Genomic DNA, 21740 nt, shown 5'->3' on the forward strand with positions numbered 1-21740 from the left:
TAACATCTGTTCGTTACATAATGCGAAAGGTGCTAATCAACCATGAATCAATTCATTAAATATATGATCGTCCTTTTCATCTCCATGACAGGCGTATTCGCCGTCGCGTCCGCAACTGAAGCCGCGCAAATCGGAATCGGCACGGAACAAAAGATTGTCCAAAACCCGCTTGAACTAGAACGCCAAGCGATGGAACGTGAAGCGGAACAAAAGCGTCAGCGTGAAGCGCAGCTCGCAGAAGAGAAACGACGCGCAGCGGAGCAAGCGAAACGTGAGGCTGAACGAGCGAAGCGAGTAGCTGAAGAGGAAGCTGAGCGTGAGGCGAAACAGGCTGCAGAAAAAGCGGCGAAAGAAGCCGAAGCTGCACGTGCAGAGAAAGAAGAAGCAAAAGCGGAGGCGGCTCCAAGCGCGCGGCCGGTCTCGATGAAAGTCGCAACGAACGTCCTGCAAGTCGAATCGACCGCCTACACGAACGATGCTGCTGATAACGGTTCATACAACGGCCGTGTCTTGACGGCAACGGGCCATGACGTGACCGACTCGATTTACTACAACGGTATGCGAATCATCGCTGTCGACCCTTCGGTCATCCCACTTGGCTCAGTCGTACACCTTGAGGGAATCGGGGATGCGATCGCACTCGATACGGGCGGTCGAATCAAAGGAAACATTGTCGATTTGCTCGTCGATACGAAAGATGAAGCCATCCAATGGGGGCGTCGTCATATCCAAGTCACCATCAACTAAATCGACCAAGTCAGGTTCTTCCATCCGGGAGAACCTTTTGTTGTTTAAAAGAGCCGTTATTCGGGCAAACTAATATTTGACTTTCCATAACAGGAATGAGCCGAGGAGGGATTGTGTTGATAGAATTTCAAAATGTTTCCAAGCGTTACGACGATGGGACATTGGCCGTGAAAGACTTGGATTTGACGGTACAAAAAGGGGAGATCTTCGTATTGATCGGGCCGTCAGGATGTGGCAAGACGACGACGATGAAAATGGTGAATCGTCTCATCGATCATACGGATGGTAAAATCCTGATTGACGGGAAAGAGATTTATCAGTTCGATATTTACGAACTGCGTCGCAATATTGGCTATGTGCTCCAGCAGATTGCCTTATTCCCTCATTTAACGGTAGAAGAAAACATCTCGGTCGTTCCCGACTTATTGAAATGGCCGAAACAAAAAACGAAAGATCGCGTCACGGAACTGATGAATATCGCCGGACTTGACCCGGTGCTCCGTGAGAAAAAACCGACCGAACTATCCGGTGGTCAACAACAACGTGTCGGTGTACTGCGGGCGCTTGCGGCTGACCCTGAAGTCATTCTCATGGATGAGCCGTTCTCGGCGCTTGACCCGATCAGTCGGGGGCAGCTTCAAGATGACGTCAAACGGTTGAACGATGAACTCGGAAAGACGATCTTGTTCGTCACCCACGACATCGAAGAAGCGATGAAACTCGGTGACCGGATCGCGCTCATGCGGGACGGACAACTCGTCGTCGTCGGAACACCGGCTGAGATTCGTGCTAGCGACGACCCGTTCGTGCTTGAATTTACTCAACGAAGAAGAGGTGAGGTCGATGCTTGAAACGTTTCAAAATCGACGTGGAGAACTGATTGAAGCGCTCGTCGAGCATTTACAACTATCGGTCGTCTCGCTTTTGATTGCTGTTTTGATTGCTGTTCCACTCGGGATTTGGCTGACGCGGCGCAAAAAAGTCGCGGAGACGGCAATCGGCGTCACAGCCGTCATCCAGACGATTCCATCCTTGGCGTTACTCGGTCTCATGATTCCACTCGTCGGCATCGGGGCGTTACCAGCCACGATCGCCCTCGTGTTGTATGCGCTACTGCCGATTCTTCGCAATACGTTCACCGGGTTGAATGAAGTGGATAAATCCCTCCTCGAGGCGGCCCGCGCCTGCGGGATGAAGCCGAACCAAAGTTTGATGAAAGTGGAACTCCCGCTCGCCCTCCCCGTCATCATGGCCGGGATTCGGACGGCGATGGTCCTCATCGTCGGGACGGCCACACTCGCGGCGCTCGTCGGGGCGGGTGGGCTCGGGACGCTCATCTTGCTCGGGATCAACCGAAATGATAATTACTTGATTTTGCTCGGGGCAATCCCCGCTGCAATCCTCGCGCTCTTGTTTGATTTCTTACTACGTCAGATGGAAGGTGCGACGGCGACACGTAATCGGACGAAACTAATCGCCGTCTCGGCGGTTCTCGCGCTCATCATCGCGGCACCGCTCGCGTTCGGACGCACCCAGCAGACCGACCTCGTCGTGGCTGGGAAGCTAGGCCCTGAGCCGGAGATTTTGATGAATATGTACAAGTTGCTCATTGAGGAAGAGACGGACCTGAGCGTCTCGGTCCGCCCGAACTTTGGTGAGACGACGTTCGTCTGGGGCGCTCTTCGAAGTGGAGATGTTGATATCTATCCTGAATTCACGGGAACGGTCCTCGCGAGCCTCGTTGACGAGACACCGAATTCGAACGATGCACAAGAAGTGTATGAACAAGCACGTGATGCGCTCGCTGATGACGGTTATGTGTTGCTTGAGCCGATGCAGTTCAACAACACGTACGCGATTGCGATTCCTCGTGACTACGCGGAGGCAGAAGGCATCACGACGATTTCTGATTTACGAAACGTTCAAAACGACATTCAAGCCGGCTTCACGCTTGAATTCACGGACCGGGAAGACGGCTATCCAGGATTACAACAGGCGTACGGTCTTGACTTCCCATCGGTAACATCGATGGAACAAAAATTGCGCTACCGGGCGATTTCACGCGGGGACGTCAATTTAGTCGATGCGTATGCGACCGACCCGGACATCGCCGAGAACGACCTCGTCGTGCTCGAAGACGATCAACAATTTTTCCCGCCATATCAAGGAGCACCGTTATTGAAAGCAGAGACACTTGAAGAACACCCTGAAATCGAAGATGCACTCAATCAACTCGCAGGGCTCATCTCAGATGAGGAGATGTCTGAACTGAACCGACGCGTCGCCTACGGCAATGAACGAGCTTACGATGTCGCCAAAGATTTCTTAGAGCAAGCGGGGCTCTTATGAAGGCGCTCGTCATCTCAAACCCGACATCCGGGACGCATGAGACAATGCTCGGTGAAGTCATCGCCGCGGTGGAGTCGCTCTACGCTGAGATTCATATTTTAAAGACGAACGCAGAAGGGGACGCGCGTCGCTTCGCCGAGGCGAGCGGGAGTTACGACCATTTGCTCGTCATCGGTGGGGACGGGACGATCCATGAAGTCGTCAACGGCTTGATGCAGCTTGATAGGAAAGACCGGCCTAATATCGGGTTGATACCGGGAGGCACGTGCAACGATTTCGCACGTGCCCTCGATTTACCGGTCGAACCTGTCGAAGCCGCCCGGATCTTGAAGATGAGTCACGCCGAGCCGGTCGACGTCATGCGCGTCAATGACCGATATGGGCTGAATTTTATCGGTGTCGGTTTAATCGCAGATACGTCACGTCAAATCGACCCGTTGCAAAAAGAATCACTCGGGTCAATCGGCTACTTTTTAGCGACGATCCGTCAGTTTCGGGAAGCCGACCCGTTCGATGTCCAAATCGAACAGGACGGCACCGTCGTCCATGACGGACCGGTCAGTTTTCTCTACATCGGCAACGGCGCTTACCTTGGGACCGTGCCGACGAAGTTACAGACACAGTCGTTCAATGACGGCTATGTCGAAGTCGTCCACAGTTCCGCCATCGGCTTTCCGATCATTCGACAACTATTGGCGCAACAGTTTGGCCTCGAGCAGGCATCGGACGAATGGGTACACTTGCAGATGAGTAACTTGATCGTGCGCCTGCATGACGAGCAAATCATCGATGTCGATGGAGAACATTTCGAGGCGACCGAACTTAAAATCGATGTGCTCGAGAAAGAATTGACGTTTCTCGTTGCCGGTCAGGAATAAGAGGAAAGAGAAAAGAATTCAGACTTTTCTCTTTTTTTTGTTGTCCTCGATTCTGAACCGTGTTAGTATTTCACTATTATTATGAAAATGAAATGAAAACAGGAAGTAGGGATAGGAATGGCGCAAAACTCGTTCGCCTCAAAAATTGGATTCATCTTAGCGGCCGCAGGGTCGGCAATCGGTCTCGGAGCGATATGGAAGTTTCCATACGTAACCGGCACAAGTGGAGGCGGCGCCTTTTTGCTCATGTTTTTAGCATTTACGCTCTTGCTCGGACTACCACTATTAATCGGCGAATTCATCGTCGGACGCTCGACACAACGTACGGCGTTGCTCGCCTTCAAAAAACTTGGTCACGGCCGTTGGTCCTTGATTGGGTACTTAGGTGTCATCGCATGTTTCTTACTGCTCTCATTCTACAGTGTCATCGGTGGTTGGGTCCTGATTTATGTCGGTCTCGGTTTGAGCGGGACGCTAAGCGGACGTTCGCCTGACGAGTTTGGTGCCGTCTTCGGGGACGTCGTCTCATCACCAGGCATTGCGGTCTTCGGACAATTTTTATTCTTATTCATCACGCTGTTAATCGTCTTAAAAGGTGTCGAAGCTGGAATCGAGCGCATGAGCAAGATTTTGATGCCGCTTCTCTTCGTCAGCTTTATCGTGCTCGTCATCCGTTCGTTGACGCTTGACGGGGCGATGGAAGGGGTCCGCTTCTTCTTGCAGCCGGACTTCTCGGCCCTGACAGGAGATTCGGTATTGTTTGCCCTCGGTCAAGCGTTCTTCTCGCTCTCGCTCGGTGTGGCGGCGATGTTGACGTATGCCTCTTACATCCAGACGAAAGGCACACTTAATCGCTCGGCTAATATGATCGTCCTGTTGAATATTATGGTCTCGTTGCTTGCTGGTCTTGCAATCTTCCCAGCGGTGTTCGCATCAGGACTTGATCCGGCTGAAGGCCCAGCGTTGTTGTTCGTCGTCTTGCCGGCCGTCTTCAATCAAGTGCCGCTCGGCGGATTCTTCATGGTCTTGTTCTTCCTCTTGTTCACGTTTGCTTCAATCACGTCGTCGATTGCGATGCTCGAAGTCGTCGTTGCAGGGGTGACGGACCGCCTGAATGAGAAGAAAGAGATTATTTCGAAACGAAACGTGACGCTTTTAGCTGCAGCCAGCGTCTTCGCCGTCGGTATTCCGTCTGCACTCTCGTTCGGTGTGATGAGCGAGTTACAATTCTTTGATGGAATGACGTTCTTCGATGTGATGGATTACGTTGTCAGCTACATTTTAATGCCAACAGGTGCGTTACTCACATCCATTTTCGTTGGTTATATCGTCGACCAACGCATTTTACAAGAAGAGATTCAAACGTCAGACACAGGCAAAAAACTCTATCCGGTATGGCGTTTCTTGATTCGTTATGTCATTCCAGTCACGGTCGCCATCGTCATGGTGTCGACGTGGTTTAACATGTAAGCAAGGGGATTTCCCTTGCTTTTTTTCGTCCTTGCGACCGAGGAAGGTGAAAAGTGTATTATGGTAAGCTTATAAAGATGACGAAACTTTTTTTGAATGGTGACGTAAGGTACAATAGAAGTATCACGAGATGAGGTGAAACGAATGAAGACATGGATGAAATGGGCCCTGACCGGGGCAGTTTTATATTTTGCCATCAGTGTATTCGATTTTTCTTGGCTATTCATCATTGTCGGAGCGCTCGTTTTGAACGAAGTATGGTCGACGAATAAGCGACGGAACCGAAATCCAGCGCCGATAGCCAAACGAGCGAAAAAGAAACTACTACTTGACGAAGAAGAGACATTCGTCGGATCACGTATTTTAAAGCCGATCGAAGAGCCAGCACCAGTCCGTCAATTCGAAGCGACGGACGACTTAGAGTTACAGTTCTTACAGCGCACCATCGAACAAGGGTACGAGAAGTTGCAACAAATCGACTGCGTGCTCCCAGACATAAAAGACCTTGAGGTGCGTCGTGAAATGAAGGCGGTCTCGAAAGAAGCGCACGAGTTGTTTGCCGAGCTATTCGAAAACCCACAAGACGCCAAACATGTGCGTGACTTGTTCACGTTCTATTTGGACTCGCTCGTGTCTGTCGTCTTAAAGTTTAAAGAGCTAGAAGGAAAACGTGTCGTCATTCAAGAAGAGACACGAGAGCAACTGATCACGAATATGCGCCTCATCGTCGACAAGTTCCAAGAACAACGAGGCCGTCTGTTAGAGGATGACGCCGTTGATTTTGAACGCGAGTTGATTATGATGGAACGCGTATTGGCCGATCAACCTGAAGGGAGAAAAAAGCATGACTTCATCGAATGAAACGAACTGGCAGTCTTGGCCAGAAGAAGAACTCACGTCAGAGACAAAAACAAAGACCGAGACAGAATCATTTTCTGACCCATCGATGGATTGGTCGGCGATGACGGCAAAACACGAGGTACCTGCCATCCAAGCGAAACCGGACGTGCCGGATCAGCACCGTGAGCGGATTACCCGCCTCGCTGAATCGATTGATATAAAGAAGACGGATTCCGTCATGTTGTTCGGTTCGAACGTCCAACGTGAACTCTCGCAATTCTCAGATCAAATTTTGACAGAGGTTCGTATGAAAGACGGTGGCGATGCTGGAAAGTTATTGTCTGACTTGATGCAAAACGTACGCAAGATGGACCCGGATATGCTTCAACCTGAGAAAAAGAGCTTTGTCGATAACTTGCCACTCATCGGTCGTGCCAAGAAGAAAGCGGAGAACTATAAGCTCCAGTTCGAGAAGATGAACGTCTATCTCGAAGAAGTCATCCATAACTTGGACCGCGCCAAATTCGGGTTGATGAAAGATATCACGATGCTCGATCAGATGTACGATAAGAACAAGCGATACTTCGAAGAACTGAACGTCTACATCGCGGCAGGGGAGACGAAACTCGATCACGTCCGTGAGTACGAAATCGCGCCGCTCCGTCATGAAGTCGAAGTGTCGAAAGATCAAGTGAAGTTGCAACAGTTGAACGACATGATTCAACTCGCCGACCGTTTCGAGAAGAAACTACACGACTTGAAACTGAGCCGTACGATCAGTCTACAGATGGCGCCGCAAATCCGTGTCATTCAACAAAACAACCAAATCTTAGCTGAAAAAATCGAGTCGGCCGTCGTCAACACGATTCCGCTCTGGAAGAACCAAGTCGTCCTCGCGCTTAGCTTGACGCGTCAGAAGACGGCGCTCCGGATGCAACAAGATGTGACGAAGACGACGAACCAGTTGCTCGAACAGAACTCGAAGATGTTAAAAGATTCTTCGATTGAAATCGCTCAAGAGAACGAGAAGGGGATCGTCTCCGTTGAGTCGCTTAAAGTGGCCCACGAGAACCTCTTGTCGACACTTGACGAGACGCTCCGCATCCAGCAAGAAGGAAAGCAGAAGCGTCGTGACGCCGAGCGTGAACTCGATCGGATGGAACATGAGTTGAAAGAGAAAGTCATCGAGATTGCCGCGAAAAACAAAGAGTTACCGAAAGACACAGGATATTGACCCGGGAAAGTCTGAGCAATCGGACTTTCCTTTTCCTTAAGGAGGATACATATGGAGAAACAACGATTGTGGGATGAGACGTGGTTACAGTTTGCTGACATGATGGCTGAAAGGCATTCAAAATGTGCCTCTAAAAGTGTCGCCTGTGTCATCGTGAAGGCGGAGAAGCCGATTTCGATTGGGTTGAATGGGACACCGCCTGGTCACACGAACTGCAACGAGATCTTTTTAAAACGAGCGGACGGTTTTTACAAGCGAGCGGAGTATGTACATGACGATGCCGTCGATTTGATGGAGCCGGCAATCCAGCTCGTACATGACGGTGTGACATTTGTTAAATGCGCGGACCTGTATGAGCACCACAATTGGTCGAAGCAACATGAGATTCATGCCGAGATCAATGCGATCGGAAAACTCGCTGCCGATTCGACGAACGCGTTCGGGGCGACGGCATACGTCACACACTCGCCCTGCCATGCCTGTTCGCTCGCCTTGATTGCGGCCCGCGTCGCCCGTGTCGTCTACGCCGTTGGATACGAGCATGGGGACGGGCTCGATTTAATGCGAGAGAGCGGGATCGAGGTCGTTCATCTTCCGCTTGAAAAAAGTTATAAAAACACATTGTAAACGTTTACATTCGGTGTTATATTATTAATGTACTGCCAATGGTGTTTTACTCTTCCATTATTCGCCCCTCCTCGGAGGGGCCTTTTTTTGGCCTGTAGCCATTTGTGTCCGTCAAGTGAGACAAAGTTTACACATAATGTTCAATATTTCACAATCTATTCCTGACATCATCTTTTATAATGAAAGTAGATTAACGAGAGGGGATATGGAACATGGAAAAACTAGTTCGTTTCACAGATGGTGCCTATGAAGTGGAAGCGTTAATCACACTCGAAGAAGTGTGGGAAGATAAATTCGCGATCGGGACGCATAAGGAATTGGCGGTCAAGGCGCTCAAAATTAACGGGAACGACATCTCGGAGATGAAGCACGTCCGCGCGCTACTCCGTTACTATCCGACACTCGGTGTATCGGGCATCTTGCTCGCACTTGACGATGCGGCAGCCGAAATCGTACGCATGTCAGGCGACACAGACCCGGCCTTACAATTCGTCGAACTTGTGGCGTTGCAGATGGACGAGGTGGCAACGGAAGAGTTGAAAGGCTTGTATGCGGCGATGACGGTATAAAGATGGCCTCTGTGCCATCTTTTTTTATTTTTTACTTGCATCACGAATTCAGTATGTTACTATTATCAATAGATGAAGAAATGGAACGCCATATCGTTATCGACAACCAAACATGGGGATCTAGATAGCTAGATCGCTGTTAAAGAAGCCACGTTCAACGGAACGTGGCTTTTTTTTGTATATCTTCAAAATCACGGCCGACATCCATCGCGACGTGGGCGTCAGAACCGAGGACGAATGGAATGCCGAGCGCAATCGCGTCGACGGCGACGGCTTCCGCATAGACTTTCCCACAATCCACTTTCCGAAGACCGGCTGTGTTCAAATCGAGACCGAATCCGCGGACTTGAATCGTCCGTAACAGACGCGTCTCGATGTCTTTGACATGTTCACGTTCCCAATCATATTGTTTTTCGTATTTGATTGGCAAATCCAAGTGTCCGATTCGTCGCACGTTCAATCGTTCCCATTCAAATCTAAGCCCGGCCTCTAGCGATTCGTAATAAGCGCGTACGACCGCCTCGAACGAGCCGAGACGTTTCACGAGCACATCAAACGTCTCGAGCGAGAAGTCGACCGGTAAATAGTCGCCGTCATCTAACAGAAAGTGCTGGGACAGAATCGTCTCATCCAGCCGGTTTGCGAACGGCTCGAGTAAGGCGATCGTTTCTTCCGCAAAACCAGGCAGGTAGTCAATCTCTAAACCGACTCGGATATCCAGGACGTCGGCATAAGCTTGTTTCAACCGCGCGACCTGATCCAGATATTCGGGGAGCGTCTCGAGCGACATCGCCGAGTCTTGGTCCGGCGTCGGGTCGACAAATCCGGCCGGGAGCGGCGCGTGCTCCGTGAACGTAATCGTCTTTAGACCGCGCGTGCGGGCGGCTTTTACATATGCCTCTAACGCATCCGTCGAACCGTGCGGACAAAATGGGGTATGGATGTGGCCATCATGGGTAAAGTCAATCATCGAGTAACAAATCCTTTCCGCTTCACCGGTTGACAGCACCGGCTTCGTTTGATAAATTTAACACACTACTTTAGTTTGGTAAAGTGATAATAAGATAAAGGGTGATACAGATGATTTGGTTCAATACGAAAGGTTCCATCCCGGAAGGATGGCATGAATTAGAAGACGTGGACGTCGTACGTCCGAAACAATGGATGCTCTCTTTCCTCGAACAAGCGACGACGAACGGATATCGCGTCATCGAGCCGCCGCTCGTCGAGTACTATTCGCATTACCAAGATCTCGCCTTATTCGATGAATCGGCCTATTATCGGTTGTTCGGCAACGATGGGGAGTTGCTCGTCATGCGACCAGACTATACGCTTCAAATCGCACGGAAACTGGCAGATGGGAACGAACCGATGCGCGTCGCCTATGCCGGTGCCGTATACCGCCGGACCCCGAAACATTCGGGCCAGCCGCACGAACGGCAACAACTCGGGCTCGAATGGATTGACGGTGAGGCGGCCGACACGGAATTGATTGAATCGTTCTTGTCGATGACAAAAGACATCATGCCTCGCCGAGGATTGCGCATTCAAGTCGGTTCGGCCGCACTCGTCGCATCAATCGCCGAGGCGGCCGGCATACCGGAACGGACGCTCAGACAGTATTTGGCGCTCCGAAACCTCGAGTCGCTCCGCGAGCTTGCCGTGACATACGACTATCCACTCATCGCCAAGTTGCCATTTTTAATTGGCGACTCGGCCGTTGAGGAATTGAAACAAGAAGCCGATTCGAGCCTGACGGGTAACATTGAAGACGTCGAGCGTGCCGTCGAGCATTTACGGACCATCGGTTTGAACGCTTCCTACGATTTCGGACAGACGGGCGACTTCGATTACTATTCGGGACTGACCGTCACCGGAACGATGGACGGTCGTCGTGTCTTGTCTGGCGGACGCTATGACTCGCTTTACGGTCACTTTGGCCAATCGCGTCGAGCGTTCGGATTATCACTCGATTTAGAACAGTTAGGTGAGGTGATCTCATGAAAGTGGCAATCGCGAAAGGTCGCATCGAAAAAGCGGCACGAGACTATTTCGAACAAGTCGGATTGACCGTCTGGCCGGAGAAACGCGGCCGTGAGTTGACGGTCGAAGTCGACGGGCACGAGTTCATCTTCGTCAAAGGCGACGACGTCTATAAATACGTCATGCACGGCGCGGCAGACGTCGGCGTCGTCGGCGGCGACATTTTACGTGAGAAGACACCTGGTGTCCTCGAAGTCGTCGACTTGCCGTTCGGTCGCTGCCGAATGGCGGTGTGTGGCCCGAAACAACGGAAAAACGGGACGAAGAAGTTGAAAGTCGCGAGCAAATATCCGAACATCGCCATCTCGCACTTCGCATCGAAGCGACAAAACGTCGAAGTGATCGCTTTGAACGGGTCCGTCGAACTCGCTCCATTGACCGGCCTTGCCGACTGCATCGTCGACATCGTCGAGACGGGGGCGACGCTTCGGGCGAACGACCTTGAAGAATACGAGACGATTTTTGATATTAACGCCAAGTTCATCACGAGTGAGACGGCGCTCGCGAACGATCCGGACGAATTGAAGGCATGGATTCGTCGTCTTAGCAAGGAGGAAGGCGCATGAGCTCACAAAACCGGACACGACGTGAAACTTGGGCTGAAGCGGTCAAACCGATTCTTGAGGCCATCGAGACGAGAGGAGACGAAGCACTCCTCGAATACACGGTTAAGTTTGATGGCGTCAACCAAATCGAAGCTGTCGATTTGACTACGTTCACACCACCGCCGGCTTATGACGAGCTGACGGACGCGCTGACGCTCGCCGCAGAGCGGATCCGTGCGTTTCACGAACGCCAACGCCGAGACGACGACGTCTTCGAAGACGAGATGTTCCGACTGGGCCGCCGTTACATGCCGCTCGACTCGGTCGGTGTGTACGTTCCGGGCGGGACGGCCGTCTATCCGTCTAGCGTCCTCATGAACGTCATCCCGGCAAAAGTGGCCGGCGTGAAACGTGTCGTCATGGTGACACCGCCAAAACCGGACGGGATTGACGTCTCCTTATTGATTGCCGCTAAAATCGCCGGGGCCGATGAATGCTATCTCGTCGGTGGCGCCCAAGCGGTCGCGGCGCTCGCGTTCGGCACGGAGACGATTCGGCCGGTCGATAAAATCGTCGGCCCGGGGAACGCCTACGTCGCCACCGCGAAAGCGCTCGTCTCTCACATCGTCGGCATCGATTCGGTGGCAGGACCTTCCGAAGTGCTCATCATCGCCGACGAGACGGCCAATCCGAAATGGGTCGCGGCCGATCTCCTCGCCCAAGCCGAGCACGACGTCGAGGCGACGGCGCTCGCGCTCGTCTCGACGGATCGGATGGCTCGCGCCGTCAAGGAAGAGCTCGCACGTCAACTGAGCGACCTCCCCCGACGAGACATCGCCATCGAGGCGCTCGAACGCGGTGGTGTGGTCGTGAAGTCAAAAGATGAGGCGATTCGCCAGGCGAATGAGATGGCGGCTGAACACGTCCAACTCGCCGTCGAGAACCCGGACGATTATATGAAACAAATTCGTCACGGTGGTTCATTCTTCCTTGGTCACGAGGCGGCCGAAGCGTTCGGTGACTATATCGCTGGACCGAACCATGTCTTGCCGACGAGCGGGACGGCTCGATTCTCGAGCGGGCTGTCGGTCGATGACTTCTATCGGCGTCAGACGTTCCTGCAAATGACGGAACTCGACGAGACGGTGACACGGGCTGCCATCCGAATCGCCAAACAAGAACAGTTAGAAGGGCACGCTCGAGCGATGGCGGCCCGATTGGAGGACGTATGAGACAACGATACGAAACGATTCCGCGTTACGTCCCACATGCGGTCAAGGGACATGCGTTAAATCAAAACGAGAGCCAATACGACCTTCCCGAGCGAATTCAAGACAAGATTCGTTCAATCGATTTGACGGGCTTAAGCCGATATCCGGTTGAAGAGTTGACGCGCTTGAAACAGAATTATGCCAAATATGCGGGTGTGGACGCGAACCAACTCATGGTCGGGAGCGGTAGTGATGAGTTGCTCGCCATCCTTTGCCAAGCACTGCTCGACGTCGAAGACCGTGTCGTCGCACCGCTCCCGGACTTTTCAATGTATGGGATATATACACAAATCGCCCGGGGACAGTTCATTCAACCGGATCAAGACGGGTTGTCGTTCGACTCGCTCATCCGGACGATTGAGGCGAACGAGCCGAAGCTTGTCCTTGTCTCGAACCCGAATAACCCGACCGGAAAAATGTGGACGCATGACGAGCTCGAGACGCTCGCTTCGCGCGTGCCGTATCTCGTCGTCGATGAGGCGTATATCGACTTCACGATGACGGATGCCTTCACGTCAAAACTCGAGGCGTACCCGAACGTCATCATCCTACGGACGCTCTCGAAAGCGTTCGGCTTGGCGAACTTACGGATCGGATTCATGATCGCAGACGAGACGTTAATCGCGAACGTCGATCGCTTCCGTTCCCCGTTCAACGTGAGCGGCTTAAGTGCCGCCGTCGCCGCCGTCGTGTTAGAGGACTCGGCATACATCCGTGACGCTGTCTCGTTCCATAACGACCAGCGTCAAAAGTTGACGAAAATTCTACAACCGGTCGGGACAATCCTTCCGAGCCGCGCCAATTTCCTATACGTCCAAACACCGGACAGTGAGAAGTGGGCGGACCGATTCCTCCGACACGGTGTCCACGTCCGAGCCTTCTCTGACGGCATCCGAGTCAGTGCGGGGACGGATGAGGCGTATCGATTGATTCAACAAACGATAGAAGAGGTGAGTTCACTTGAGAACAGCTGAGACGAAACGCGAGACAAAAGAGACAAAGATTGAACTGAAGCTAGATTTGAACGGGACGGGACAAAGTGACATCCAAACGGGTGTTGGGTTCTTCGATCACATGCTGACGTTGTTCGCCTTCCATAGCCAAGTCGATTTATCGGTCCAAGTCGAAGGGGATACGTGGGTCGATGCCCATCATACGGTCGAAGACGTCGGGATCGCCCTCGGCCAGATGATTTTAGAGGCGCTCGGTGACAAAGTCGGGATTCGCCGTTACGGTACGAGCTACCTCCCGATGGATGAGACGCTCGCACGCAGTGTCGTCGACGTGTCGGGCCGGCCGTTCCTCGTGTTTAACGCCGACATCAAAAATCCAAAGCTTGGCGACTTTGATACAGAGCTTGCCGAAGAGTTTTTCCGCGCGGTCGCGATGAACGCCCGTTTGACGCTCCATCTTGAGGTGCTCTACGGTTCGAACTCGCACCATATGGTCGAAGGATTATTCAAGGCGTTCGGTCGCTCACTCGCCGAGGCGATTGGACAAGACGGGTCGAACCGTCTGCCTTCAACGAAAGGACGGATCGAAGGATGAACGTCGCGGTCATTGATTATGGGATGGGGAACGTCTTCAATGTCGAGCGGGCATTAAAGGCGATCGGTTGTCACGTTGTCATTACGAACGATCCAATTGAGATTGAGGCGGCGGATGCCATCTTGCTACCAGGTGTCGGTGCTTTCCCACAAGCGATGGCATCGCTCCATGCGACGGGTCTCGTGCCATTGCTGAAACAGATGGCGACGGAGAAACCGTTCCTCGGCATTTGCCTCGGGATGCAGTTATTGTTCGACTCGAGTACGGAAGGCGTGTTGACTGAAGGACTCGGGCTCATCGAAGGACGGGTCGAACGGATGCGGGCGAAGCGGTTGCCACACGTCGGATGGAACTCGATTTTACGCGATGAGGACGTGTATTTCGTCCATTCGTATCACGTCGTGACGGATGAGGTGAATATCGTTGCGTCAGCCGACTATATGGGCGAGCGCGTCCCGGCCATCGTCCAAGACGGTCTCGTCACGGGGATGCAGTTTCACCCGGAGAAGAGCGGGACGTTCGGATTACGTTTATTACAAGAATGGAAGGAGTCGGTCGAACGTGAGATTACTACCGGCAATTGATTTAATCGATGGTAAAATCGTCCGCCTGACAGAAGGGGATTTCAATACGGAAGAACAGTACGGGGACCCTTATGAAAAGTTGAAGGAATGGCGAGGGCGCGTCCCGATGCTCCACTTGATCGATCTCGAGGGAGCGAAAGCGGGCGAGCCGAGACACCTTGACGTCGTCCGTTTCGCGAAAGAATGTGGCTTTTTCGTCCAGACGGGCGGGGGCATCCGTTCAGTCGAAGCACTCGATGCTGTCATGGAGACCGGGGCCGACCGCGTCCTGCTCGGGACGAAGGCGTTCACGGATCCAGATTTCTTGGATGCGGCGCTCGTCAAATACGGTGACCGCATCGCCGTCGCGCTTGACGCGTACGACGGGATGGTCGCCGTCAACGGCTGGCAAGAGGCGACGACGTTACGCGATATCGATGCCGCGAACGATTTGGTCGCTCGTGGCGTGAAGACGATTCTCTACACAGATATCGGGTCGGACGGAAAGTTAAACGGCCCGAACCTCGAGCGGATGCGTGCGCTCCGTGCAGCCGTCTCGGTCACACTCATCGCTTCAGGCGGCGTGACGACAGAGGCAGACGTCCAGGCACTAAGCGACGCACAGATTGACGAGGCCGTCGTCGGAAAGGCGTTGCTTTCAGGGAAAGTCAGTCTCGACCAATTAATTGAGTGGGAGGCGCGTCATGCTTAAACGACGAATCATCCCATGTCTCGATGTAAAAGAAGGCCGTGTCGTCAAAGGCGTCGAATTCGTGGCGCTACGTGACATCGGCGATCCTGTCGAAATCGCGAAATATTATGATGCGTCTGGTGCCGACGAACTCGTCTTTTTGGATATCACGGCGAGCACCGAGCGCCGCCAGACGATGCTCGATGTCGTCAGTGCCGTCGCCCGGAAAGTATTCATCCCGCTCACGGTCGGCGGCGGCATCCGTTCGCTTGAAGACATCTCTTCGCTTTTAAAAGCAGGGGCGGACAAAGTGTCGCTCAATACGCTCGCCGTCGAGTCACCGGATTTGATTAAACAAGCGGCCGAACGTTTCGGGTCACAATGTATCGTCGTCGCCATCGACGTTCGCTTCGAGGACGGGGAGTACTTCGTCTACACGTATGGCGGCAAACAGAAGACGGAACTGCGCGCGATTGATTGGGCGAAACGAGTCGCCGAACTCGGGGCAGGGGAACTGCTCGTCACGTCGATGAACCAAGACGGGAAGCAGAGCGGATATGATTTAGCGATTCTCGAGCTTCTGCGCCATGCGGTCGATATTCCGATCATCGCGTCAGGCGGGGCCGGTAACGCAAATCACGTCGTCGACGCGCTCGAACGTGTCGATGCGGCGCTACTCGCTTCGATTCTACATGACCGAAAAACGACAGTGGAAGAGGTGAAGCACGTATGCAGCGATCACAACTTGCCGATGCGGTTCGTTACGATGACAACGGACTGATTCCAGCGATCATCGTCTCGATGGAAGACAACGCCGTGCTCATGCTTGGCTATATGAACGATGAGGCGATTCAACAGACGCTTGAGACGAACACGGTCACATTCTGGTCGCGCTCGAAAGGCCGACTTTGGATGAAAGGCGAGTCGAGCGGGAATACGCTCGAACTGGAGAGCATTCACGTCGACTGCGACCAAGACGCGCTCCTCGTCCGGGCCCGGGCCAATGGGCCGACGTGTCATACGGGCAATCGAAGTTGCTTTTTCACGGAGGTGGAAGGATGATTCATGAACTAGAGAAGTTGATTCAAGAACGGAAGACGACACCGAAAGACGGATCGTATACGACGTATTTGTTCGAGTCAGGCGTCGACAAAATCGCCAAGAAGTTCGGTGAGGAGTCGTTCGAGGTCGTGATTGCAGCATTACAGGACGAGAACGTCGTCGAAGAGGCGGCCGACGTGATCTATCACTTGCTCGTCTTGCTCGCAGCGAAAGGCGTCTCGCTTGAAGACGTCGAGACGCTCCTCAGTGAGCGGCACGGCACGACGACACCAGCGAAACCACGTCGGGACGTCGAAGACTGGTAAAAACGAAAAGGAACGAAGCCACGAGGCTCCGTTCCTTTTTTAGCGATTGACCGAGGCGGCCATACGGATGTACGTATGACGTCGGCCACGGATGGCAATCGATAACGCTTGAATATTTTCCGGCGTGGCGATGCCAGACAGTCCGGCGTCCCCGATGTGAAACACGTCCGTCCCGCCACGTTTCGAGGATAAGGCGATTTCCCGAACCGTCGCCTCGTCGGCCCCTTCTTGCGAAGTCCCGATGGCGGCGACGACGAGCTTATTGAGCGCTTGAATATCGCGGGTGACTTCGAAAAACTCGTCCTCACGAACACCAGGCACGGTTCCTGGTGCTGGAATGAGGATGATGTCCGCTCCAGCCTCGGCGAAGCGCGTATAGGCTTCACGGTCAAGGACCCGACCGACCCCGGCTTGATGCATCTTTCCGGCGATGATGACGCCAGCGAACTCTTGCCGGGCACTGATGATGGCTTGTTCAATGGCCTCGTTCGTCACACCGGTGTTCGGATTGCCGGTCAGGCAGATGAAGTCGATGCCAAGTTCAGACGCTTTCGCGAACGCTTCCCGTGTCGCGAGCCGTCCTTGTTTCACATCATACATATCCGTCGACTTCTCAGAAAAGTCGACCGGCTCCAAATTGACACCGATCGGTAGGCCGACGAGCCGTTTCAATTCGAGAATCGGATTGTCGGACATCGACTCCCCGGGAACGTTCCCGAATAAGGCGTGACTTTCTAGTCCTTTAATATACGGGTGAAACACGTCGAGCATGTTCAACAGAATCATGTCGGCACCGAACGCCCGGGCGAGTTCCGCGTTCGTCACTTCCGGGTAGAGCGGTTGGACCGTTGGGATGACCTCGGCGAGGACGGTCCGTCCTTCTGCTTTTTGAATCGAGGCAAGTAAGTCGTGACGGTTGAACGTTAAAAAATCACTGGCTTTGCAATCAAGAATCCGTTTCATGTAGCTTCCTCCTCTATGTCGTCATCACTCTATTCCCCGTTTCTTCATAAATTCCTCTATACTAGAATGGAAATGGGGGAGATCATATTGACGGAAAAAGAGAAGATGATTCGTGGCGAACGATACATAGCAGGCGACAAGGAACTCGTAGCGGACCGGAAACACGCGAGACGCCTGACAGAACGCTTCAATGCGGCCGGGATTGACGAATTGGAGACACGTAAAGCCGCACTGAAAGAATTGCTCGGTACGACGGGGGAATCGTATTATGTCGAACCGACGTTTAAATGTGACTACGGCTACAACATTCATCTCGGGGAGCGCTTTTTTGCGAATTTTGACTGCGTCTTTTTAGATATTTGTCCGATTCGTTTCGGCGATGATTGTATGCTCGGACCGGGTGTACACGTGTATACGGCGACCCATCCACTCGACCCGACCGAGCGCATCTCCGGCGTCGAGTTCGGGAAACCGGTGACAGTCGGGCATCGGGTCTGGATTGGTGGAGGCGCCATCCTCAATCCAGGTGTGACGGTCGGCGACGACGCGGTCATCGCATCCGGCTCGGTCGTCACGAAAGATGTTCCGGCTAAAGCGGTTGTCGGTGGCAATCCGGCACGTGTGCTCAAACTCATTCCATAAGAAAGTGCCCCGCAATGAGAATTGCGGGGCACTGTTTATTCCCAAACTCGCTTCAATTTGAACGTTTCTTGCGCATAGCCCCATACAGAAATCGGTGACATGAACAATTGATAGCTCAATACGAAAAAGATAAAACCAAATAAGTTTTTACGTACACGCAAGTTCAAGTTCTTAAATACATAATCACGTTGATAGAAGTAAAGTAACCCGTAACTCAAAACAGTCAAGGGTAACACGAGTAATGTCATCGGACCTACAATCCAGTAATGACCGAACAAAGCTAAAATTAGACCTGGGATCCAGAAGAACGTATAGGCGATGTCTAAATACGGCATAATCAAGTTGACACCTGTTAAATACTTCGTATAGAGCTGAGGTTGACGCCAGGGTTTCACTTCCTGCAACCCTTCAACCATGCCACGCGCCCAACGAGAACGTTGACGGGCAAAATGTTGAAATGACTCAGGCGCATCCGTGAACGCGACCGCGAGCGGCTCGAAATATACGCGTCGTTTTGTTTCAAGTAACCGCCACGTCAACACGATGTCTTCTCCGATTGCATCAGGCCAGCCACCGACTTCTTGAACGGCCGCTGTTTCATATAAACTAAACGCGCCTTGTGCGACGAGCGTTCCTTGATAAAGTCCTTGAAGTCGTTTTATAGAAGCTATTCCTAAGAAATAATCCCATTCTTGAAGCCGTGTCCAAAACGAGCGACGACTGTTCCGAACGAGCATACTCCCGGCTACAGCACAGACATCTTTAGGACTGCTCACGAGGCGAGCTACTAAAAAACGAACGGCAGAGGGGTGAATCAACGTATCCGCATCAAGTGTGATGACATATGGTGTTGTGACATGGGTCAATCCAAAGTTGAGTGCTTGAAACTTTCCAGGTTTTTGTTCATGCAGTAATGTGATCGGAAGTGAAAAGTCTTCTTTTGCTCGTAACACTTCGGCTGACGTGTTGTCATTTGAGTTGTTATCGATGACAAGCAAGTGAAGGGGACCTGTATAATCTTGCGTTGCAACGTAACGGATTGTCTCATAGATAGAAGACTCCTCATTATATGCGGCAATCATAACGGTTACAGCTTCATTTGGATGTTCTTCCTTGAACGGAGGTTGACGATCGAGGACGAGACTTGCGAGAAGAAACGCCATCAAATATCCAGGTATGTAGGCGATGCCTCCGATAATAAAAAGTGCGAGTGGGAGATTGGTCAGTTTGGCTAAATCCATGAGCCAAGGTAGTGAGATGTAGACTGAGAAGAGTAGCCAGACGAGTGAGAAGCTGTGGGACAACCAGAATCGAGTCATAATGGTCCAGTACCATCGATTGCCGATTCGATTTCTTCCCCATTTTGTCTCGACTGGTTCATTTCGTGACACCATAAAAAATTCCTCCATATTATTGAATTGTAAATGTGAACATATTGCGCTTTAAAAATTGTGTAAATATGCACAGAATGCAACGAAGTGTAGCATAACAAAAAGAATTTTGACGACCTTTGTGATGAAAGTCAACTAGAGAAATGTAATGCTCTCAAAACATTGACCTAAAACAAAAACACCCGAACGCGTCGATTGGGTTCCGACGGTTTCGGGCATGTTTTAAGAATGGGCGGTGACGTTCCATGTCGTCAATGCTTCGCGAGTCGCCTCGAGTGCATCCACGTTACCGAGTGTGACTCGAATCCCGGTCGCTTGACGCGAGACGTGAATCCCATGTGAAGCGAGATGTTGCCACAACGCTTCAGGCTCGTTAACCGTCACATAGAGGAAGTTCGCCTCAGACGGATAGACGTCACCCACTTCTGACAGCAATTCAAGCCACTGCTCGCGCAGGTGGTGATGCCACGTGATGGCCTCTTGCACGTATGACGCATCCGCTAAAAACAGATTCGCAATTTTAGCGCTAAAGCCACTTACGTTAAATGGCGGCACGAACTGGCGGAAGTAATTCGCCAAGTCGCTGTTTGTCACCATGAAACCGATACGGATATTGGCGAGACCGAACGCCTTTGATAACGTCCGGAGCACGATCACGTTCGGAAAAGCATGGAGATGTGAAACCATACTCGCGTCCGGCGTGAAATCGATATACGCCTCATCGACGACAAGGTAGGGCACTCGTCCAGCGAGGTCGCTCAACTCAGCGACTGACCATTGTTTTCCGGTCGGATTGTTCGGGTTTGACAGCAACAGTAGCTTTGGTTCATGTTCCGTCACCGATGCGACGAGACCGTCGAACGACAAATCATTCGTTTGAAGGTGACGTCCGTGCGCAATCGTTGTAAAAATCGGATAGAGGGCGAAATCCGGATTTGGAGACAAGACGACGTCTTCAGGCGACAAGAGCGCCTGCGTGACGACATGAATCATTTCGTCACTGCCGCATCCGACGAGGAGCTGATTCGGTTCGACCCCAGCGTAGGCGGCGTAACGCGTGAACAGCTCATCGATTGGCTGTACCGGATACTCGTGCAAGTCATCAAACGAAATGGCTGACAGTTGCTGCTTGATGCGGTCCGGGACCGGGAATTGGCTTTCGTTTTGATTCAAGCGAAAACCGGTTGGATAGGTAATTGGATAGATTGGCAGTGAGACAGGTCTCATTCCGTTGGCTCCATTGAGAACCATTTCTTCGTCAATTCATCGATTTCACCTGACTCCATCATCTTCTTCAATTCGTCATTAAACTGGTCACGCAAGTCATCCTCTAACTTGAAGGCGGCCGCTGAACCTTTCTCGCCATCTTCTTTCAATGCGAACGTGTAAAATCCTTGATCCTGGTCCAAGTATTTTTGAGCGACCGTGTCTTCGATGACCATCGCATCGATTCGACCTGTGTTCAGTTCTTGTACGATTTCAGGAATCTTGTTCAATGAGACGAGCTCTGCGTCTGGTGCTTGTTCTTTAGCGATGTTTTCTTGAATCGAAGCCGTTTGGACGCCAATCTTTTTGCCGGCGAGCGCTTCAATCGACTGGAGCGATTCGTCTTTTGACATAATCAAGTTCGTCGCGGATAGATAGATGTCTGAGAAGGCGGCGTTTTGCTTCCGCTCTTCGGTCGGCGTCATGCCGGCCATGACAAAGTCGACCCGACCGGCGTTAAGTGCACCGAGTAGACTCCCGAAGTCCATGTCCTCAATTTTTAATTCATACCCGAGACGTTCCGAGATTGTTTCGGCAATCTCGATATCAAATCCGACGATGGCGTCCCCGTTGGCCGTGTCGACGAATTCATATGGAAAGTAATCGGCGCTCGTCCCCATGACGAGTGTCTTTTTCTCTTCGCCCGTCGTCTTTTGACTGCAAGCTCCAAGTGCGATGGCACTCACGACGAGTGCTCCTGTTAACAACCATTTCTTCATATAATAATTCCTCCTTC

Annotated in this window: 24 protein-coding genes and 1 pseudogene; 20 read left to right on the top strand and 5 right to left on the bottom strand. The window is 52.1% G+C overall.

Annotated elements, in window-relative coordinates; genetic code table 11:
• Nucleotides 1-42 precede the first annotated feature (42 nt).
• The 9 genes and pseudogenes from RT52_RS04105 (at nt 43) to RT52_RS04145 (ending at nt 8714) form a co-directional block, all read left to right on the top strand.
• Nucleotides 43-747 (top strand): 3D domain-containing protein, encoded by a 705-nt coding sequence (locus tag RT52_RS04105; protein WP_156028769.1) that lies wholly within the window; start codon nt 43-45, stop codon nt 745-747.
• Nucleotides 748-863: 116 nt separating this feature from the next.
• Nucleotides 864-1577, top strand: a pseudogene (locus RT52_RS04110) (ABC transporter ATP-binding protein); the annotation flags it as partial.
• A gap of 13 nt (nt 1578-1590) precedes the next feature.
• The gene (locus tag RT52_RS04115) at nt 1591-3096 is read left to right on the top strand and encodes an ABC transporter permease/substrate-binding protein (protein ID WP_034815230.1); all 1506 of its coding nucleotides are present in this window, start codon (nt 1591-1593) and stop codon (nt 3094-3096) included.
• Nucleotides 3093-3974 (top strand): diacylglycerol/lipid kinase family protein, encoded by an 882-nt coding sequence (locus tag RT52_RS04120; protein WP_034815232.1) that lies wholly within the window; start codon nt 3093-3095, stop codon nt 3972-3974. Before RT52_RS04115 ends, RT52_RS04120 begins: the two co-directional genes overlap by 4 nt.
• A 117-nt stretch (nt 3975-4091) precedes the next feature.
• The gene (locus tag RT52_RS04125; RefSeq protein ID WP_034815234.1) at nt 4092-5444 is read left to right on the top strand and encodes a sodium-dependent transporter; all 1353 of its coding nucleotides are present in this window, start codon (nt 4092-4094) and stop codon (nt 5442-5444) included.
• Nucleotides 5445-5588: 144 nt separating this feature from the next.
• Nucleotides 5589-6305 carry a 5-bromo-4-chloroindolyl phosphate hydrolysis family protein gene (locus tag RT52_RS04130; RefSeq protein WP_034815237.1) on the top strand — a complete coding sequence of 239 codons (717 nt, stop codon included), beginning with the start codon at nt 5589-5591 and terminating at the stop codon, nt 6303-6305.
• Nucleotides 6289-7518: a toxic anion resistance protein gene (locus tag RT52_RS04135; RefSeq protein ID WP_034815239.1), complete on the top strand. Its 1230-nt coding sequence runs from the start codon at nt 6289-6291 to the stop codon at nt 7516-7518. Before RT52_RS04130 ends, RT52_RS04135 begins: the two co-directional genes overlap by 17 nt.
• Nucleotides 7519-7569: 51 nt before the next feature.
• Nucleotides 7570-8145 carry a deoxycytidylate deaminase gene (locus tag RT52_RS04140; RefSeq protein ID WP_034815241.1) on the top strand — a complete coding sequence of 192 codons (576 nt, stop codon included), beginning with the start codon at nt 7570-7572 and terminating at the stop codon, nt 8143-8145.
• 212 nt (nt 8146-8357) lie between these two features.
• On the top strand, nt 8358-8714 hold the full coding sequence (locus RT52_RS04145) for a hypothetical protein (RefSeq protein WP_034815244.1): 357 nt from the start codon (nt 8358-8360) through the stop codon (nt 8712-8714).
• A 154-nt stretch (nt 8715-8868) separates the two neighbouring features.
• Here RT52_RS04145 and hisJ read toward each other — a convergent pair whose 3' ends face one another.
• Nucleotides 8869-9684 carry a histidinol-phosphatase HisJ gene (gene hisJ / locus RT52_RS04150; protein WP_034815246.1) on the bottom strand — a complete coding sequence of 272 codons (816 nt, stop codon included), beginning with the start codon at nt 9682-9684 and terminating at the stop codon, nt 8869-8871.
• A gap of 110 nt (nt 9685-9794) precedes the next feature.
• Between hisJ and RT52_RS04155 the strand changes: the two genes are divergently transcribed.
• From RT52_RS04155 to hisE, 10 genes are read left to right on the top strand one after another with little or no spacing between them, the layout of a single operon-like run.
• Nucleotides 9795-10718 carry an ATP phosphoribosyltransferase regulatory subunit gene (locus RT52_RS04155; protein ID WP_034815247.1) on the top strand — a complete coding sequence of 308 codons (924 nt, stop codon included), beginning with the start codon at nt 9795-9797 and terminating at the stop codon, nt 10716-10718.
• The gene (gene hisG, locus RT52_RS04160; RefSeq protein WP_034804884.1) at nt 10715-11323 is read left to right on the top strand and encodes an ATP phosphoribosyltransferase; all 609 of its coding nucleotides are present in this window, start codon (nt 10715-10717) and stop codon (nt 11321-11323) included. Before RT52_RS04155 ends, hisG begins: the two co-directional genes overlap by 4 nt.
• Nucleotides 11320-12534, top strand: a complete 1215-nt coding sequence (hisD, locus tag RT52_RS04165; RefSeq protein WP_034804882.1) for a histidinol dehydrogenase — start codon at nt 11320-11322, stop codon at nt 12532-12534. Before hisG ends, hisD begins: the two co-directional genes overlap by 4 nt.
• A complete protein-coding gene (locus RT52_RS04170; protein ID WP_034815249.1) occupies nt 12531-13547 on the top strand; it encodes a pyridoxal phosphate-dependent aminotransferase in 1017 nt (338 codons plus the stop codon). Before hisD ends, RT52_RS04170 begins: the two co-directional genes overlap by 4 nt.
• Nucleotides 13534-14121 carry an imidazoleglycerol-phosphate dehydratase HisB gene (hisB, locus tag RT52_RS04175; protein ID WP_034815251.1) on the top strand — a complete coding sequence of 196 codons (588 nt, stop codon included), beginning with the start codon at nt 13534-13536 and terminating at the stop codon, nt 14119-14121. Before RT52_RS04170 ends, hisB begins: the two co-directional genes overlap by 14 nt.
• The gene (gene hisH / locus RT52_RS04180; RefSeq protein WP_034815254.1) at nt 14118-14705 is read left to right on the top strand and encodes an imidazole glycerol phosphate synthase subunit HisH; all 588 of its coding nucleotides are present in this window, start codon (nt 14118-14120) and stop codon (nt 14703-14705) included. The genes hisB and hisH overlap by 4 nt, the downstream gene beginning before the upstream one ends.
• Entirely contained in the window at nt 14683-15396 is a 714-nt protein-coding gene (locus tag RT52_RS04185; RefSeq protein ID WP_034815256.1) for a 1-(5-phosphoribosyl)-5-[(5-phosphoribosylamino)methylideneamino]imidazole-4-carboxamide isomerase, read from the top strand. The genes hisH and RT52_RS04185 overlap by 23 nt, the downstream gene beginning before the upstream one ends.
• Nucleotides 15389-16156, top strand: a complete 768-nt coding sequence (gene hisF, locus RT52_RS04190) for an imidazole glycerol phosphate synthase subunit HisF (RefSeq protein ID WP_034804865.1) — start codon at nt 15389-15391, stop codon at nt 16154-16156. The genes RT52_RS04185 and hisF overlap by 8 nt, the downstream gene beginning before the upstream one ends.
• Complete coding sequence (gene hisI / locus RT52_RS17575; protein ID WP_034815258.1) at nt 16105-16437, top strand: phosphoribosyl-AMP cyclohydrolase; 333 nt, start codon at nt 16105-16107, stop codon at nt 16435-16437. Before hisF ends, hisI begins: the two co-directional genes overlap by 52 nt.
• Entirely contained in the window at nt 16434-16742 is a 309-nt protein-coding gene (gene hisE / locus RT52_RS17580; RefSeq protein ID WP_029335255.1) for a phosphoribosyl-ATP diphosphatase, read from the top strand. Before hisI ends, hisE begins: the two co-directional genes overlap by 4 nt.
• A 39-nt stretch (nt 16743-16781) precedes the next feature.
• Here the strand turns inward: hisE and RT52_RS04205 are convergent, their stop codons facing one another.
• A complete protein-coding gene (locus RT52_RS04205; RefSeq protein WP_034815259.1) occupies nt 16782-17705 on the bottom strand; it encodes a DUF7916 family protein in 924 nt (307 codons plus the stop codon).
• A gap of 84 nt (nt 17706-17789) precedes the next feature.
• Here RT52_RS04205 and RT52_RS04210 point away from each other — a divergent pair, with 84 nt between their 5' ends.
• Nucleotides 17790-18347 carry a maltose acetyltransferase domain-containing protein gene (locus RT52_RS04210; RefSeq protein ID WP_034815486.1) on the top strand — a complete coding sequence of 186 codons (558 nt, stop codon included), beginning with the start codon at nt 17790-17792 and terminating at the stop codon, nt 18345-18347.
• A gap of 35 nt (nt 18348-18382) precedes the next feature.
• Here RT52_RS04210 and RT52_RS04215 read toward each other — a convergent pair whose 3' ends face one another.
• The 3 genes from RT52_RS04215 to RT52_RS04225 all read right to left on the bottom strand — a co-directional run bounded on the left by RT52_RS04215 (nt 18383) and on the right by RT52_RS04225 (nt 21723).
• Entirely contained in the window at nt 18383-19741 is a 1359-nt protein-coding gene (locus RT52_RS04215) for a glycosyltransferase family 2 protein (protein WP_034815261.1), read from the bottom strand.
• 219 nt (nt 19742-19960) lie between these two features.
• On the bottom strand, nt 19961-20965 hold the full coding sequence (locus RT52_RS04220) for a pyridoxal phosphate-dependent aminotransferase (protein ID WP_034815263.1): 1005 nt from the start codon (nt 20963-20965) through the stop codon (nt 19961-19963).
• Nucleotides 20962-21723, bottom strand: a complete 762-nt coding sequence (locus tag RT52_RS04225; RefSeq protein WP_034815265.1) for a transporter substrate-binding domain-containing protein — start codon at nt 21721-21723, stop codon at nt 20962-20964. The genes RT52_RS04220 and RT52_RS04225 overlap by 4 nt, the downstream gene beginning before the upstream one ends.
• Between the last annotated feature and the right edge of the window lie 17 nt (nt 21724-21740).

The sequence above is a fragment of the Exiguobacterium alkaliphilum 12/1 genome, assembly GCF_000714435.1.
In the GTDB taxonomy this organism is placed as follows: Bacteria; Bacillota; Bacilli; order Exiguobacteriales; family Exiguobacteriaceae; genus Exiguobacterium; species Exiguobacterium alkaliphilum.